13 protein-coding genes are annotated in these 16,377 nt (G+C 68.3%); 7 read left to right on the top strand and 6 right to left on the bottom strand.

The annotated features are described in order from the left end of the window. Window positions 1–154: 154 nt before the first annotated feature. Genes usfY through ACAG21_RS24195 form a run of 4 tightly spaced genes read right to left on the bottom strand, consistent with a single transcriptional unit; the run spans window position 155 to window position 2,768 of the window. Window positions 155–466 (bottom strand): protein UsfY, encoded by a 312-nt coding sequence (gene usfY, locus ACAG21_RS24210; RefSeq protein WP_096285189.1) that lies wholly within the window; start codon window positions 464–466, stop codon window positions 155–157. A gap of 26 nt (window positions 467–492) precedes the next feature. Then, the gene (locus tag ACAG21_RS24205) at window positions 493–879 is read right to left on the bottom strand and encodes a hypothetical protein (protein WP_370498795.1); all 387 of its coding nucleotides are present in this window, start codon (window positions 877–879) and stop codon (window positions 493–495) included. A 57-nt stretch (window positions 880–936) separates the two neighbouring features. Further along, complete coding sequence (gene lat, locus ACAG21_RS24200; RefSeq protein WP_370498794.1) at window positions 937–2,271, bottom strand: L-lysine 6-transaminase; 1,335 nt, start codon at window positions 2,269–2,271, stop codon at window positions 937–939. A gap of 44 nt (window positions 2,272–2,315) precedes the next feature. Continuing rightward, window positions 2,316–2,768 carry an Lrp/AsnC family transcriptional regulator gene (locus tag ACAG21_RS24195; RefSeq protein ID WP_370498793.1) on the bottom strand — a complete coding sequence of 151 codons (453 nt, stop codon included), beginning with the start codon at window positions 2,766–2,768 and terminating at the stop codon, window positions 2,316–2,318. 15 nt (window positions 2,769–2,783) lie between these two features. On the opposite strand from ACAG21_RS24195, the gene ACAG21_RS24190 reads away from it, so the two are divergent. Genes ACAG21_RS24190 through nei2 form a run of 5 tightly spaced genes read left to right on the top strand, consistent with a single transcriptional unit; the run spans window position 2,784 to window position 11,641 of the window. Then, window positions 2,784–4,025 (top strand): 2-oxoadipate dioxygenase/decarboxylase family protein, encoded by a 1,242-nt coding sequence (locus tag ACAG21_RS24190; RefSeq protein ID WP_370498792.1) that lies wholly within the window; start codon window positions 2,784–2,786, stop codon window positions 4,023–4,025. Beyond that, window positions 4,022–5,545: an aldehyde dehydrogenase family protein gene (locus ACAG21_RS24185; protein ID WP_370498791.1), complete on the top strand. Its 1,524-nt coding sequence runs from the start codon at window positions 4,022–4,024 to the stop codon at window positions 5,543–5,545. Before ACAG21_RS24190 ends, ACAG21_RS24185 begins: the two co-directional genes overlap by 4 nt. 46 nt (window positions 5,546–5,591) lie before the next feature. After that, window positions 5,592–6,266 carry a TetR/AcrR family transcriptional regulator gene (locus ACAG21_RS24180; protein WP_370498790.1) on the top strand — a complete coding sequence of 225 codons (675 nt, stop codon included), beginning with the start codon at window positions 5,592–5,594 and terminating at the stop codon, window positions 6,264–6,266. 35 nt (window positions 6,267–6,301) lie between these two features. Then, the gene (locus ACAG21_RS24175) at window positions 6,302–10,879 is read left to right on the top strand and encodes an ATP-dependent helicase (RefSeq protein ID WP_370498789.1); all 4,578 of its coding nucleotides are present in this window, start codon (window positions 6,302–6,304) and stop codon (window positions 10,877–10,879) included. Between the two features lie 6 nt (window positions 10,880–10,885). Then, window positions 10,886–11,641 (top strand): endonuclease VIII Nei2, encoded by a 756-nt coding sequence (gene nei2, locus ACAG21_RS24170; RefSeq protein WP_370498788.1) that lies wholly within the window; start codon window positions 10,886–10,888, stop codon window positions 11,639–11,641. An 81-nt stretch (window positions 11,642–11,722) separates the two neighbouring features. On the opposite strand, the gene ACAG21_RS24165 is transcribed toward nei2, so the two are convergent. Continuing rightward, on the bottom strand, window positions 11,723–12,640 hold the full coding sequence (locus tag ACAG21_RS24165; protein WP_370498787.1) for a PHB depolymerase family esterase: 918 nt from the start codon (window positions 12,638–12,640) through the stop codon (window positions 11,723–11,725). A 143-nt stretch (window positions 12,641–12,783) separates the two neighbouring features. On the opposite strand from ACAG21_RS24165, the gene ACAG21_RS24160 reads away from it, so the two are divergent. Further along, window positions 12,784–13,167, top strand: a complete 384-nt coding sequence (locus ACAG21_RS24160; RefSeq protein WP_370498786.1) for a DUF732 domain-containing protein — start codon at window positions 12,784–12,786, stop codon at window positions 13,165–13,167. A gap of 99 nt (window positions 13,168–13,266) precedes the next feature. Then, a complete protein-coding gene (locus tag ACAG21_RS24155; RefSeq protein WP_370498785.1) occupies window positions 13,267–13,473 on the top strand; it encodes a hypothetical protein in 207 nt (68 codons plus the stop codon). Here the strand turns inward: ACAG21_RS24155 and ACAG21_RS24150 are convergent. After that, window positions 13,470–16,373, bottom strand: coding sequence for an arylsulfatase (locus ACAG21_RS24150; RefSeq protein WP_370498784.1), 2,904 nt, complete (start codon window positions 16,371–16,373; stop codon window positions 13,470–13,472). The genes ACAG21_RS24155 and ACAG21_RS24150 overlap by 4 nt on opposite strands. Window positions 16,374–16,377: the final 4 nt, after the last annotated feature.

The raw sequence follows: 16,377 nt of genomic DNA, 5'->3' as shown, positions 1-16,377 counted from the left end.
ACACTACCCCTCGCTTAGGGGCGCTCCATTGGTCGGGACAGCCCACCTGGTTAGCTCTCATCGCGGCCGGGGATGTCGCTCGATATGGCGCGCAAAATCATCATGGGCACTCATCATGGTTTAGACCTGATACCCACTCGACGTGGCGGATAACCTACGAATCTGGCGATTGCCTGACCGCATCGGGGTGGTCGAGGTACCACCGATCGAAGATCCGGCGCACCCGACGGTGTTCGGCGGCCAGCCACACCAGGCCCACCACCGTGACGACAAGTGCCGTAACACCCGCGGTCATGCCCTCGTGCTGGTGTCCGGTGCCGAAGGCCGCGAGGCTTCCGCACACCGCGACCACCCCGGCCACCACCATCAGGTATCCGGGCCAGTGCAATACATCGATCAGTGATTCGCCGGCGAGCGGCCGCGTCGTCCGCAAATGGTCGACGGGGTCGTGATAGGTGTCTCCCATGGCTGCTCCTAGGGTCGCACCTCTGATTATGAGCCCCCCAGCGCCGGACCGGCAATTGCCGGAACACCCATCGAGACCGCGACGATCATCAGCGTCAACAAGAACCAGCCCGCGCCGTGCCAGCCCCACCAGGTGCCCTCGGCCCGCCATACCCGGTAGGTCCGCACGAACGCCCACAGGCCGCCGGCCAACAGGATCAGCGGGCCCCCGACGGCGAGCACGGTTCGCTGCGGCGCGCCGCAGGCGGCGGTGTCCACGCCCGTTCCCGGGCAGGTGCTGACCCACAAGGCGGCCATCACGATGAAACCGACTCCCGCGGCCGCCGCCAAGACAGTAAAGCGGATGGCCGCGCGCACCTCGCTGTCTTCGGAACCCAGACGATCACCCCGTGATCGCTCGTCTGCTTTCGGCATTGAGAACCTCATATCCCGCGTGCTGACTCCGTTTGGTGTTTCGTCCGCACCGAAGGATTAGTTACCCATTTCTCTCAGACAGTTACGCACCGCCGCGACAGCCATGTCGATTTCGGCCCGCGACACCGTCAGCGCGGGACGGAATCGCACGCCGTCGTCTCCGGCGGGTAACACGATCACGCCCCGGTGCCACAGCCGGCGGATCAACTCGTCACGATCGGCGCTGGTCGGCAAGCTGAACGCGCACATCAGCCCGCGACCGCGGGGGTTGGACACCAGCTGGTCGAACTCGCCGGCGAGCTCGACCAGCCGGCCCAGCAGATAACGGCCCCGCTCGGCGGCCCGATCGAACAGTCCGTCGGCCTCGATGATTTCGAGGATGCGCCGCGCCCGCACCATGTCGGTCAGGTTGCCGCCCCACGTCGAGTTGATCCGGGAGGAGACCGCGAAGACGTTGTCGGCGACCTCGTCGACCCGCCGCCCGGCCATCACCCCGCACACCTGGGTCTTCTTGCCGAATGCCACGACGTCGGGCTGCACGCCCAATTGCTGGTAGGCCCACGGGGTTCCGGTCAACCCGCAGCCGGTCTGCACCTCGTCGAAGATCAGCAACGCCTCGTATTCGTCACACAGCGCGCGCATCGCCGCGAAGAACTGGGGCCGGAAGTGGCGGTCACCGCCCTCGGCCTGGATGGGTTCGGCGATGAAGCAGGCGATGTCGTGCGGGTGTGCCTCGAACGCCGCCCGGGCCTGGCGCAGCGACTCGGCTTCGGCCGCGTCCATGCCCGCCTTGTTCAGGCCCGGCCGGATGTACGGCGCGTCGATGCGCGGCCAGTCGAACTTCGGGAAGCGGGCCACTGTGGCCGGCTTGGTGTTGGTCAGCGACAGTGTGTAGCCGCTGCGGCCGTGGAAGGCACCGCGCAGGTGCAGCACCCGGGTGCCGAGCTCGGGATCGATCCCGCGCTTTTCGTTGTACCGGCTCTTCCAATCGAAGGCCACCTTGAGCGCGTTCTCCACCGCGAGTGCGCCGCCGTCGATGAAGAACAGGTGCGGCAGCGCCGGGTCACCCAGCACCCGGGCGAAGGTCTCGACGAAGCCGGCCATGGCGGTGGTGTACACATCGGCGTTGCTCGGCTTGTTCAGCGCCGCCACGGTGAGTTCGGCGCGGAACTCCTCGTCGTCGGCCAGTGCCGGATGGTTCATCCCCAGTGCCGACGAGGCGAAGAAGGTGAACATGTCGAGATAGCGCCGGCCGTCGCGGGCGTCGACCAGATACGAGCCGGACGACCGGGTCAGGTCGAGCACGAAGTCAAAACCATCGACCAGCATGCTGCGCGACAGCGCGTCGTGGACGCCGTGGGCTTGCGACAGGACGGCGGTCATAGCGCCCATGCTATCTGAGTATTTACGGATTTATGACGATATTGTCGTAGATTTTATGGTACGTGTTGGCGATCACTGTAAAAAGTGTTGAGGATGATCGTGCTGCGGGTTTGGACGTTGGCCGCAGTCCGGATTCGCTGCAGCAGATCCTCGAGCGCCCGCGGGGACTCAACGCGCACCAGCAGGACGTAACTTTCCTCGCCCGCCACCGAGTGGCACGCCTCGATCTCCTCGATGTGCGCCAGGCGGGCGGGCGCATCATCGGGTTGGGAAGGATCAAGAGGAGTGATGGCCACGAACGCCGATAGCACGTGCCCGACCGCCTCGGGGTCGATCCGCGCGCAGTATCCCGAAATCACGCCGCGGGCCTCCAGCCGACGCACCCGGGACTGCACCGCCGAGATCGACAGGCCGGCACTCGCGGCCAGTTCCGCGAGGGTGGCGCGTCCGTCCGCGACCAGACGGCGCACCAGGATCCGGTCGATGTCGTCGAGCGTCTCACTCATGGCCAGAGATTAACCGTGAGCCGCGTCAAAAGGCTGGTGACCTGGCAGCTCCGCGAGCGCTTCGCGGCGGGGCTGTCGGCGATGTACGCCGGCGAGGTGCCCGCCTACGGCACCCTGGTGGAGGTCAGTGGGCAGGTCAACGCCGAGTATGTGGCGCGTCATCGCAGCGCCGAACGTCTGGGCTCCTTGGCGCGGGTCACCGCCGAGCGGCACGGCGCCATCCGGGTGGGCAGCCCAGCCGAACTGGCCGCGATCGCCGACCTGTTCGCGGCGTTCGGCATGAGACCCGTCGGATACTACGACCTACGCCGCGCCCACTCGCCGATTCCGGTGGTATCGACGGCTTTTCGGCCTATCGATGCACACGAGCTGTCGCGCAATCCTTTTCGGGTGTTCACGTCGATGCTGGCCACCCGCGACGCGCGGTACTTCGATACCGACCTGCGTACCCGCGTCGAGACGTTCATCGCGCGCCGTGAACTGTTCGACCCCGCGCTGCTGGGTCGGGCCCGGCGCATCGCCGCCGAGGGTGCCTGCGACGCCGAAGAAGCTGACGCGTTCGTCGCCGCGGCGGTGGGCGCCTTCGCCCTGTCGCGCGAACCGATCAACAAGGCCTGGTACGACGAGCTGTCCCGGGTCTGCGCGGTGGCCGCCGACATCGCGGGGGTCGGTTCCACCCACATCAACCACCTGACCCCGCGCGTGCTGGACATCGACGAGCTGTACCAGCGGATGACCGGACACGGCATCACGATGATCGATGCCATCCAGGGCCCGCCGCGCACCGACGGCCCCGCGGTGTTGTTGCGCCAGACGTCATTTCGCGCGCTGGCCGAACCATGCCTGTTTCGCGGCCGTGACGGGACCGTGACGGCGGGGAGTCTCCGGGTGCGGTTCGGCGAGGTCGAGGCGCGCGGTGTGGCGCTGACCCCGCGCGGGCGCGAACGCTACGACGCCGCAATGGCCGCCGAGGATCCCGCCGGAGTCTGGAGCGACTACTTCCCGTCGACCGACACGGAGATGGCCGCCCAGGGGCTGGCCTACTACCGCGGCGGTGACCCGGCGGTCCCGATCGTCTACGAAGACTTCCTGCCGGCCTCGGCGGCGGGGATCTTCCGGTCCAACCTGGACCGCGACGCCCGGGCGGCCTTCAGAACCGGCATCGACGGTTTCGAGTACAGCGCCGAGTGGCTGGCCGGGGCGATCGGCCACCATATCCATGACCCCTATCGTCTCTACGAGGAGGCATCGGCATGACGACCTCTGAGCAGTTGCGGGCCCGCGCACGTCAGGCCCTGCGGGCGACCGGCGCCGACGTCAGCCTCGGCGAGCCGGACGGACATGGCCTGGCGGCCAGCACGCCGATCACCGGCGAGGTGCTTTTCACCGTCGAACCGACCGCGCCCGAGCAGGCCGACCACGCCATCGCCGCGGCCGCCGAGGCGTTTTCCACCTGGCGCGCCACCCCGGCTCCGGTGCGCGGTGCCCTGGTGGCCCGCCTCGGCGAGTTGCTCACCGAACACCAGAACGACCTGGCGACGCTGGTGACGCTCGAGGTCGGCAAGATCACCTCCGAGGCCCTGGGCGAAGTGCAGGAGATGATCGACATCTGCCAGTTCGCGGTCGGCCTGTCGCGCCAGCTGTACGGCCGGACCATCGCTTCGGAGCGCCCGGGGCACCGGCTGGCCGAGACCTGGCATCCGCTGGGCGTGGTCGGGGTCATCACCGCGTTCAACTTCCCGGTCGCGGTGTGGGCGTGGAACACCGCGGTGGCCCTGGTGTGCGGGGACACGGTGGTGTGGAAGCCTTCCGAGCTGACGCCGTTGTCCGCGCTGGCCTGCCAGGCGCTGATCCGGCGGGCCGCCGCCGACGTGGGCGCCCCTCCCGCGGTCAGCGGGCTGGTGCTGGGCGAGCGCGACCTGGGTGAGCGGCTGGTCGACGACCCGCGGGTCGCGCTATTGTCCGCGACGGGCTCGGTGCGGATGGGCCAACAAGTCGGTCCGCGGGTGGCCGCGCGCTTCGGGCGGGCGCTGCTGGAGCTGGGCGGCAACAACGCGGCGATCGTGACGCCGTCGGCCGACCTGGACCTGGCGGTGCGCGCCATCGTGTTCGCCGCCGCCGGCACCGCCGGTCAGCGCTGCACCAGCCTGCGCCGGCTGATCGTGCATCGCTCGCTGGCCGACGTGGTCGTGGAACGGGTGGCCGCCGCGTACCGGCAGTTGCCGATCGGCGACCCGTCGGCGCCGGACACGCTCATCGGCCCGCTGATCCACGAGACCGCCTACCGCGACATGGTCGGCGCGCTGGAGCAGGCACGCGCCGAGGGCGGCGAGGTGACCGGCGGCGACTACCAGGACGCCTGGGGCGAGGCGTATCCCAGCGCCTACTACGTCGCACCGGCGGTGGTGCGCATGCCGGCACAGAGCGACATCGTGGCCGCCGAGACGTTCGCGCCGATCCTCTACGTGCTCACTTACGACGAGCTGGACGAGGCGATCGCGCTCAACAACGGCGTGCCGCAAGGGCTCTCGTCGGCCATCTTCACCACCGATCTGCGCGAGGCCGAGCGATTCCTGGACGGCTCCGACTGCGGTATCGCGAACGTCAATATCGGCACGTCGGGGGCCGAAATCGGCGGCGCGTTCGGCGGCGAGAAGCAAACCGGCGGCGGACGGGAATCCGGCTCGGACGCGTGGAAGTCCTATATGCGACGGGCCACCAACACCGTGAACTACTCCAGCGAGCTGCCGTTGGCTCAAGGTGTGGAGTTCGGATAAACGCAAGCTGAATTGTCTGCCGGTCTTCGTGAGTACTATCTGACACATGCCAACGGCTAGGAGGCGGTTGTCCCCTGAGGACCGACGCGCCGAACTGCTTGCGTTAGGGGCGGAAGTCTTCGGGAAGCGGCCCTATGACGAGGTCCGCATCGACGAGATCGCCGAGCGGGCGGGCGTCTCTCGGGCGCTGATGTACCACTACTTCCCCGACAAGCGAGCGTTCTTTGCCGCGGTGGTCAAGGACGAGGCCGACCGGCTCTACGAGGCGACGAACAAAGAGCCGATGACCGGGCTGACGATGTTCGAAGAGGCGCGGATGGGCGTGCTGGCCTACATGGCTTACCACGAACAGAACCCGGAAGCCGCCTGGGCTGCCTACGTCGGCCTGGGCCGGTCCGACCCGGTTCTACTCGGCGTCGAGGACGACGCCAAGAACCGCCAGCTCGAACACATCATGACCCGCATCCATGAGGTCGTGGCCGCGGTTCCGGGAGCCAAGCTGGCGCCGGACGTCGAACGGGACCTGCGGGTGATCCTCAACGGCTGGATCGCGTTCACGTTCGAGCTGTGCCGTCAGCGCATCATGGACCCGACCACCAGTGCCGAGCGCCTGGCCGACGCCTGCGCGCACACCCTGCTGGACGCGATCACCCGGGTGCCCGAGATTCCCGACGAGCTCGCGCACGCGATGGCCACCGCTCGGCACCAACCACAGGGGTAGCGACGTCTGTCGGTGCCCGTTGGCACCATGACTAGATGAGCACCGAAGCACTCCAGCGGTTCGGCGAAATCACCCGCGAGTGGTTCACCAGCACCTTCCCCGCCCCGACCACCGCGCAGTCGGCGGCCTGGGATGCCATTGCCGACGGCAACAACACGCTGGTCATAGCGCCGACCGGATCCGGTAAGACGCTGGCGGCGTTCCTGTGGGCCCTGGATTCGTTGGCCCGCTCCGCGGTCGCCGACGATCGTCCGCGCGGTACCCGCGTGCTGTATGTCTCCCCGCTCAAGGCGCTGGCCGTCGACGTGGAGCGCAACCTGCGCACGCCGCTGGCCGGGCTGAGGCGAATCGCCGAGCGCCACGGCCTGCCCGCCCCCGACATCAGTGTCGGGGTCCGCTCGGGTGACACCCCGCCGGCGCAGCGCCGTCAGCTGATCAACTCCCCGCCCGACGTGCTGATCACCACCCCCGAGTCGCTGTTTTTGATGCTGACCTCGGCCGCGCGCGACACGCTGGCCGGCGTGCAGACGGTGATCGTCGACGAGGTGCACGCGATCGCCGCAACCAAGCGCGGCGCACACCTGGCGGTGTCGCTGGAGCGGCTGGAGGACTTGTCACGCGACGGGCGGCCCGCCCAGCGCATCGGACTGTCGGCGACGGTGCGCCCGCCCGAGGAGCTCGCGCGGTTCCTGTCCGGTACCGCCCCGACCACCCCAACAAGGGTGGTGGCTCCCCCGTCGGCCAAGTCTTTTCAGCTCACCGTGCAGGTACCGGTGCCCGACATGGCCAACCTGGCCGAAACTCCCCCGCAAGCGGGCGGTACCCCCTCCATCTGGCCCGACGTCGAGGCCCGCCTGGTCGACCTGATCGAAGCACACAGCTCGACCATCGTGTTCGCGAATTCGCGCCGGCTGGCCGAACGACTTACCGCGCGGCTCAACGAGATTCACGCCGAGCGCAGCGGTGTCGAACTGTCGGCCCCGGACAATCAAACGGCCAACCGCAAGGTGCCGGGCGGGGCTCCGGCGCACATCATGGGCAGCGGCCAGACCTACGGCGCCGACACCGTGCTGGCTCGCGCGCACCACGGTTCGGTCAGCAAGGAACAGCGCGCCCTGGTCGAAGACGACCTCAAACGCGGGCTGCTCAAGGCCGTGGTCGCCACGTCGAGCCTGGAGCTGGGCATCGACATGGGAGCCGTCGATTTGGTGATCCAGGTGGAGGCGCCGCCGTCGGTCGCCAGCGGCCTGCAGCGCATCGGGCGGGCCGGCCATCAGGTCGGTGAGGTGTCCCGAGGTGTGCTGTTTCCCAAGCACCGCACCGACCTGATCAGTTGCGCGGTCAGCGTGCAGCGGATGCTGGCCGGGCAGATCGAGAGCATGCGGGTGCCGTCCAACCCGCTCGACATCCTGGCCCAGCAGACGGTCGCCGCCGCCGCGCTCGAGCCGCTGAACGCCGACCGGTGGTTCGACACGGTACGGCGCAGTGCCCCGTTTTCGACCCTGCCGCGCAGCGTGTTCGAGGCCACCCTGGACCTGTTGAGCGGCAAATACCCGTCCACCGACTTCGCCGAACTGCGGCCGCGCCTGGTCTACGACCGCGACACCGGCACGCTGACCGCCCGGCCCGGTGCGCAGCGGCTGGCCGTCACATCTGGCGGCGCGATCCCCGATCGCGGGATGTTCACCGTCTACCTGGCCAGTGAAGCCGAAAAGCCTTCGCGAGTAGGTGAACTCGACGAGGAGATGGTCTACGAGTCGCGGCCCGGTGATGTGATCTCGCTGGGGGCGACCAGCTGGCGGATCACCGAGATCACCCACGATCGGGTGCTGGTGATTCCGGCGCCGGGCCTGCCCGCCCGGCTGCCGTTCTGGCGCGGCGACGGCGTAGGCCGCCCCGCCGAGCTCGGCGCGGCGCTGGGCGCGTTCACCGGCGAACTTGCCGGGCTGAGCCGCGAAGAATTCGGAACACGTTGCGCCGCATTGGGTTTCAACGACTACGCGACCGACAACCTGTGGGTGTTGCTCGACGACCAGCGGACCGCCACTTCGGCGATTCCCACCGACACCACCCTGGTGGTCGAACGATTCCGCGACGAGCTCGGCGACTGGCGGGTGATCTTGCACTCGCCGTACGGGCTGCGCGTCCATGGCCCGCTCGCGCTGGCGGTGGGCCGGCGGCTGGCCGAGCGCTACGGCATCGACGAGAAGCCGACCGCCTCCGACGACGGCATCGTCGTGCATCTGCCCGACACCGGGCTCTCCAGCCAGGAGGGCGCCCCGCTGGGCGCCGAGCTTTTCGTCTTCGACGCCGACGAAATCGACCCGATCGTCACCGCCGAAGTGGGCGGCTCGGCACTGTTCGCGTCCCGCTTCCGGGAATGCGCGGCGCGTGCGCTGCTGCTGCCGCGGCGCCACCCCGGCCGCCGCTCGCCGCTGTGGCACCAGCGTCAGCGCGCCGCGCAATTGCTGGACGTGGCCCGCAAATACCCCGACTTTCCGATCGTGCTGGAGACCGTCCGAGAATGCCTGCAGGACGTGTACGACGTCCCGGCGCTGGTCGATTTGATGACGGGCATCGCCAACCGCCGGGTGCGGGTGCTCGAGGCCGAAACACCCAAGCCGTCGCCGTTCGCCGCGTCGCTGCTGTTCGGCTACGTCGGCGCGTTCATGTACGAAGGCGATTCCCCACTCGCCGAGCGCCGCGCCGCGGCCCTGTCACTGGACAGCACGCTGCTGGCCGAGCTGCTCGGACGGGTCGAGCTGCGCGAGCTGCTCGACCCGGACGTCATCGCCGCGACGGGCCGCCAGTTGCAGCATCTGACCGCCGAGCGGGCCGCGCGCGACGCCGAGGCGGTTGCCGACCTGCTGCGGCTGCTGGGCCCGCTGACCGAAGACGAGGTCGCCGCGCGGTCCGAGGTCGCCGACGTGGGCGGCTGGCTGGAAGGCCTGCGCGCCGCCCGGCGCGCGCTGACGGTGTCCTTCGCCGGCCGCAGCTGGTGGGTGGCCATCGAGGACATCGGCCGGCTGCGCGACGCGGTCGGGGTGGCTGTCCCGCTGGGCGTCCCGGCCACCTTCACCGAGCAGGTGGCCGACCCACTCGGCGAGCTGCTGGGCCGCTACGCGCGCACCCGCACCCCGTTCACCACGGCCGAGGCCGCCGCCCGCTTCGGGCTGGGGCTGCGGGTGACGGCCGACGTGCTGAACCGGCTAGCCGGTGACGGCCGGCTGGTGCGCGGCGACTTCGTCGCTTCCGGCGGCGGTGTGGGCGGCGAACAATGGTGTGACGCAGACGTTTTGCGGATACTGCGACGGCGTTCGCTGGCGGCGCTGCGCGCTCAGGTCGAGCCGGTCAGCACCGCCGCCTACGGACGCTTCCTGCCGGCCTGGCATCACCTTGCAGCGGCGGCCAGCGGCCTGGACGGGCTGATGGCCGTGATAGATCAGCTGGCCGGAGTGCGGATACCGGCGTCGGCGCTCGAGCCGCTGGTGCTGGCGCCGCGGGTGGCCGGTTATTCACCGGCGATGCTCGACGAGCTGCTGGCGGCCGGGGAGGTCACCTGGTCGGGCGCCGGGTCGATCTCGGGCAGTGACGGCTGGATCGCGCTGCACGCCGGCGATTCGGCGCCGTTGACCCTGACGGCACCCGACGAGATCGACCTCGCCGACACCCATCGCGCGATCCTGGAAACCCTCGCCGGCGGCGGTGCGTACTTTTTCCGCCAGCTCGACACCGGCCATTCCGAGGCCGCACTCAAAGATGCGCTGTGGGAACTGATCTGGGCCGGCTGGATCACCGGCGACACGTTCGCCCCGGTGCGCGCGGTGCTGACGGGTGCCGGGACTCGCAAGCGCTCGGCCCCCGCGCACCGCACCCGCCGGCCGCCGCGGCTGAGCCGGTACAGCGTCGCGCATCCGCATTCCCGGACCACCGACCCCACCGTGGCCGGGCGCTGGTCGGCGCTGCCGGCGCCGGAGCCCGATTCCACCCTGCGCGCCCATTACCAAGCCGAACTGCTGCTCAACCGGCATGGCGTGCTGACCAGGGGCGCGGTGATGTCGGAGAATGTGCCGGGGGGATTCGCCACTTTGTACAAGGTTCTGAGCACCTTCGAAGAAGCCGGCCGGTGTCAGCGGGGATACTTCGTCGAGTCGCTGGGCGGCGCCCAATTCGCCGTGGCCTCGACCGTCGACCGGCTGCGCAGTTATCTCGACGGGATCGACCCGGAGCGACCCGAGTACCGGGCGGTCGTGCTGGCCGCCGCCGACCCCGCCAACCCGTACGGGGCCGCATTGCCCTGGCCCGCGACCGACGGGCCGCGCCCGGGCCGCAAGGCCGGCGCGCTCGTCGTGCTGGTCGACGGCGAGCTGGCCTGGTTCCTCGAGCGCGGCGGGCGGTCGCTGTTGACGTTCACCGACGATCCCGGCGCCCACCACGCGGCGGCCCAGGGGCTGGCCGACCTGGTCTCCGCCCGGCGCGTGGAGTCGATCCTGGTCGAACGCATCAACGGGGTGGCGGCACTGCAGCCGCTGCCCGGCGGGCCGAGTCCGGTCACCGAGGCACTGTCGGAAGCGGGCTTTGCGCGCACCCCGCGCGGAATGCGGCTGCGGTGATGACCGATGCCCGAGGGTGACACCGTCTGGCACACCGCGGCCCTGCTGCGCGAGCACCTGGCCGGGCAAACGCTGACCCGCTGCGACGTCCGGGTGCCACAATTCGCCACCGTCGACCTGACCGGCACCGTGGTCGACGAGGTGCTCAGCCGCGGCAAGCACCTGTTCATCCGGGCCGGGCGGGCCAGCATCCACTCACATCTGAAGATGGACGGCAGTTGGCGAGTCGGGAATCGTCCGGTGCGAATAGACCATCGGGCGCGTATTATCTTGGAGGCCAACGCTATTCGCGCTGTCGGCATCGATCTTGGCGTGCTCGAGATTCTCGATCGCGATCGCGACGGCGAAGCGGTCGCCCATTTGGGACCCGATCTACTGGGCCCGGACTGGGATCCCGACCGCGCCGCGGCGAACGTGGTCGCAAGCCCCGACCGGCCGCTGGCCGAGGCGTTGCTCGACCAGCGGGTGATGGCCGGGGTCGGCAACGTCTACTGCAACGAATTGTGTTTCGTCAGTGGACACTTGCCCACCGCACCGGTCAGCGCGATCGCAGACCCGCGCCGTTTAGTGTCGCGAGCCCGGGACATGCTGTGGGCCAACCGCTTCCGCTGGAACCGCTGCACCACCGGCGACACCCGGGCGGGCCGGCAGCTGTGGGTCTACGGCCGCGCCGGGCAGAGCTGCCGGCGCTGCGGCACGCGCATCAACGTCGACGACACCGCCGCCCGGGTGGCCTACTGGTGTCCGTCCTGTCAGCGCTGATCCCAAATTCTGGGCGAACTTCTGAAACACGTTGCTCAACCCGATCGGGAAATCCTGCGGAACAATGCGAATCGGCGACCACTAGTCGCGGGCATGCGCCAGGAAGAATTGCGCGATCGATTCGGATCCGTCCAACACTCGCGTGGTCGGCCCGATGACCGCCTTCGGCAAATACTGCTTGCCGCCCGGCCAGGTGTGCCCGCCGTTGTCGATCTGATAGAAGACCACCTCGGTGGCCGCCGCACACGCCGTCGATTCGATGCGGTGCACGACGGTGCCGTCGCCGACGTTGGGCAATACCTGGGCCACCGGGGCGCCCTGGCAGCCGTCGGCCGAACGCCACTTGTCCACCATGCTTTTGACCGAAATGGAGTGGCTCAGCCCACCGCGACCACGTACGTCCCCGCCGTTGAAATGCACCAGCGGATCGGCGGTCCCGTGTGCCTCCCACACCGAAACCGGCTGCGACGGATTGCACGCCACACCGACGCCCAGCGTGCCCGCCACCGGCGCGATCGCCGAAAAAACATCAGCACGATCGCAAGCCAGCCGGTTGGACATGAAGCCGCCGTTGGACATCCCGGTGACGAATACGTGCCCGGGCGCGATGTTGTAGTCGTTGCGCAGCTTGTCGGCCAGCCCCACCAGGAAGCCCACGTCGTCGACATGGCGGCGATCGGCGGGCGACGCTCCCCGCCCGTCGGCCCAGCTCTTGTCGTAGCCGTCGGGGTAAACCACCAGCAGGTTGTTGGCGTCGGCGACGGCGTCGAAGTCCGTCAGACCCTTCTGGCCCTTTCCGCTGCCGCCGCCGCCGTGCAGGCTGAGTACCAAACCGACGGGATCGCCAGGTGGCACGTGCATTAGATAGGTGCGGTCCAGGCCGCCGGATCGAAACTTGCCGGCCAGATCGCGCGGCGTGGCCGCCGATACGTGCTGCACGCCGCAGCCGACAAGACAGACCGCCAGCAGCGCCAGCGGCAGCAATCGTCCATACGGCATGGGGGTCAAATTACCTACCGCAGTGACGGTTCGATCACCTCGGGCGGGTGATGGATATGCCGGCGCTGAAAACGACCATGTTCAACTCTCGGCCAGAGTTGCTCACATTGGCAACGATCGCGATTTGAGCGATGATGAGGAACGTGAAAATTGCCAAGCCCGGCTCCCTGAAGATTCCGTCGGGCACCCGACTTGTCGCTGCGATGGCCGTATCGCTTGGCGTGCTGGGCGCAGGGCTGGCTCCTGTCGCCCACGCGGACGCGAACGATGACAAATTCATCCAGCTGCTGATTTCCGACGGCATCACCCACGAGTCCGTCCCCGCTGCGATCGCGGCAGCGCGGAAGGTCTGCGAGTACCTCGCCCAGGGGATGACGCCCAACGAAGTCGTCATCGACGTGATGAACAGCAGCAGCCTGCCCGACTACGACGCCGGCTACTTCGTCGGCGCGGCCATCCGCGCCTACTGCCCGCAGTACAAACCGCCGCCGGAGCCTGCACCTCCGCCGGCACCGCCGACGACCTAACGAAACGGCCACAAACCACCACAAAACGGCGAGCCGACGCCGTTGCGCCTCCGTCCGTGCGTACACTTTAACAACAGGTGAACAGACGGAGGACTAAAAATGATCACGAAGATAATAATCGGTGGCGCGGTCGTTCTGGGTGCCACGGTTGGACTCGCCGCACCCGCCAGCGCGGACGTGGTGTTCAACCAATTTTCCTGTACCTGCGGGGCACCGCCCCCATTCGCCAGCCCACTGGCCGCGGATCGCATTAACCAGGGCATTCACGACGCCTTGACCCGCGCGCTGCCTGGCGACAACGGCTAGCCGGCCGCCCCCTGTCCGACAGCTTGGACAGCGGCGTGCTCGTGCAACGCCTGCTCAGCGTTCACCGGAACCGGCATCAGGTCGAACACGACCTCTTTGACGGTTCCGGTGAACGCGTAGGGCGCCTTGTCCTCGTATTCACGATCGACGACCAATCCGTTGTCGCGGCCGATGTCCATCCCGGCATACGAGGTGAAAGCCAGACTCACCGTTTGGGGCAGCTCACCCTCTCCGATCAACCGATCGTCGGCCCATAGCGTCACGCGTCCACCCGAACCGACAACGGGCTCGGCGGACTCGAACAGCATCCGCACGGTGACATCCCCGACGGGCAGTGCCTCCGTCGACACCTGCCGATAGGTTTCGACGCCGAGGAACGAATACGTGTGGTGCAGCTTGCCCTGCGCGTCGACCCACAACGCGAACCCGCCCATGAAGTCGGCGTTGGCGACGAGCACCCCCTGCGCCCCGGCCTCGGGGATGTGCAGCCGCGCCTCGATCGCATAGGAACGGCCGAAGATGCGCGGCACCATCCCGCGCTGAATGTTCTGCACGCCGCCGGAGAAGCTGAACCGCGCGGTGGTGGGCAGCGGCGGCAGGTCGCCGAACATCACCGCCAGCCCGCCGAGAAGCGGTAGTACCCGGTTCTTTTCGGCTTCGTGCCACCACAGCTCGATCAGCTCCGCGAGCTTGTCGGGATGCTCGGCTGCCAGGTCGTTGGCCTGAGAGAAGTCGTCAGGCAGGTAGTACAGCTCCCAGACGTCGTCGTCGGGGTCGTAGTTGCCCGGCGCGAAGCGCTGCATCGTCTGCGGCGACAAATCCCATGGCGCCTTGTCCAGCCGGGCGCAGGCCCACCAGCCGTCCTTGTACAGCGCGCGGCTGCCGAAGTTCTCGAAGTACTGCACGGTGTGCCGCTCTGGTGCCGCCGAGTCGTCGAAGGTGTGGATAAAGCTGGTGCCGTCCATCGGCTCCTGGTCGAAGCCGTCGACACTGCTCGGTTCCGGTAAACCGATGGCTTCCAACACCGTTGGCGCAATGTCGATGCAGTGGGTGAACTGGTCGCGCACTTGAGCGTCGGGCCGGATCCGGCTCGGCCAGGCCACCACCATCGGATCGCGGGTGCCCCCGAGGTGGCTGCCCATCTGTTTGCCCCACTGATACGGGGTGTTGTTGGCGTGCGCCCAGGCACTCGCGAAATGCGGTGCGGTGTCCTCGTCGCCCAGCGCTTCGATCCCGCCGTATTGCTCGATGAGTGCCAACTGCTGCTCGGCGGTGAGATCCAGGCCGTTGATGAACGTCATCTCATTGAACGAACCGGTGTTGGTGCCCTCCATGCTGGCGCCGTTGTCGCCCCAGATGTAGAAAACCAGCGTGTTGTCGGACTCGCCGAGACCGTCGATCGCGTCCAGCAGGCGACCGACATTCCAGTCGGCGTTCTCCGAGAAACCGGCGAACACCTCCATCTGCCGGGCATAGAGCTTGCGCTGGGTCTGCGACAAGCTGTCCCACGCCGGAAACAGATCGGGCCGCTCGGTGAGTTCGGCGTCGGGCGGAATGATCCCGAGCTGCTTTTGTCGCTCAAAGGTATTCTGCCGGTAGACATCCCAACCCTCGTCGAATTGACCGCGATACTTGTCGGCCCACTCGGCGAACACGTGGTGCGGCGCGTGGGTGGCGCCGGTCGCGTAGTACATCATCCACGGCTTGGTGGCGTTGGCCGCCCGCACGGTGTGCAACCACTGGACGGCCTTGTCGGTGAGATCGTCGGGGAAGTAGTACGGCTTGCCTTCTTGGCCCTGCGGTATGCCGAGCACGGAATTGTCCTGGCTGATAATCGGGTCGTACTGGCCCGCGGCTCCCGACGGGAAACCCCAGAAGTGGTCGAATCCCCAGCCGAGCGGCCAGTTGTCGAAGGGACCCGCGGCACCCTGCACGTTGTCCGGAGTCAGATGCCACTTACCGAAAGCGCCAGTGACATAACCGTTGTCGCGCAGAATCCGCGGCAGCGCGGCGCAGCTGCGCGGCTTGGCCGTCGAGTAGCCCGGGTAAGGGCCCGGAAACTCGCACACCGATCCGAAGCCGACCCGGTGGTGGTTGCGTCCGGTCAGCAGCGCCGCGCGGGTCGGCGAGCACACCGCGGTAACGTGAAATCGGTTGTAAGCCAGACCGTTACGTGCCAGCCGGGACAGCGTCGGGGTGCGGATAGCGCCACCGAAGGTGTCCGGCCCGCCGAAGCCGGCGTCGTCGATCAGCACGATCAGCACGTTCGGCGCGCCCTCGGGCGCGGCGGCGCCGGGCACGATCGTCCAGTCCCCCACCGACTCCGCCACGGTGCGGCCCACGGTGCCGCCGAAGCCGCGCTGGGGTATCGGCAACCGGGTGCGGTCCGGGCTGAACTTGCCCATCGCCTCACCTAGCGCCGCGCCGAAGCCGCGCAATGTCGAATGAGCAAGCTCGGCAACCGATTTCATCGGAGATCCGGTCAGCGCCTGCTGGACCGCAAGCCGCGATTCGCCCGGAGCCAGGACAACGATCACGGCGCTGTCGGCGGCCATCTGCTCGCCGATCTTGTCGGATAGCCCGCCCTTGACCTTCTGATTGAAGAAGGTGCCCGCCAGGGCGCCGGCCGCGGCGCCGACTGCCGCGGTGACCACCGATGCCGGCGACAGCAGGCCCGCGGCAAGGCCCGCGCCGGCACCCCACTTGGCGCCGCGACGGCCCAGGCGATTGCCGCTGTCGACGAACACGCGATTTCCCTCGGCGTCCTTGCCGACCAGCACCGCGTCGCGCATCCGCAGGCTCTTGGCCTTGGCGCGGTCGGTCAGGGTTTGAAAGTCGTGGCGGGCGGCATCGAGGCCCTGATAGCCGGCAACAATGACCAGCGCGTGTTCTTCGCTCATAACC

Origin of the sequence: Mycobacterium sp. pR1184 (genome assembly GCF_041287235.1) — a bacterium.
Lineage (GTDB): Bacteria > Actinomycetota > Actinomycetes > Mycobacteriales > Mycobacteriaceae > Mycobacterium.
The sequence above is the reverse complement of the archived record's forward strand: the minus strand, read 5'-3'. Positions and strand labels throughout refer to the sequence as shown.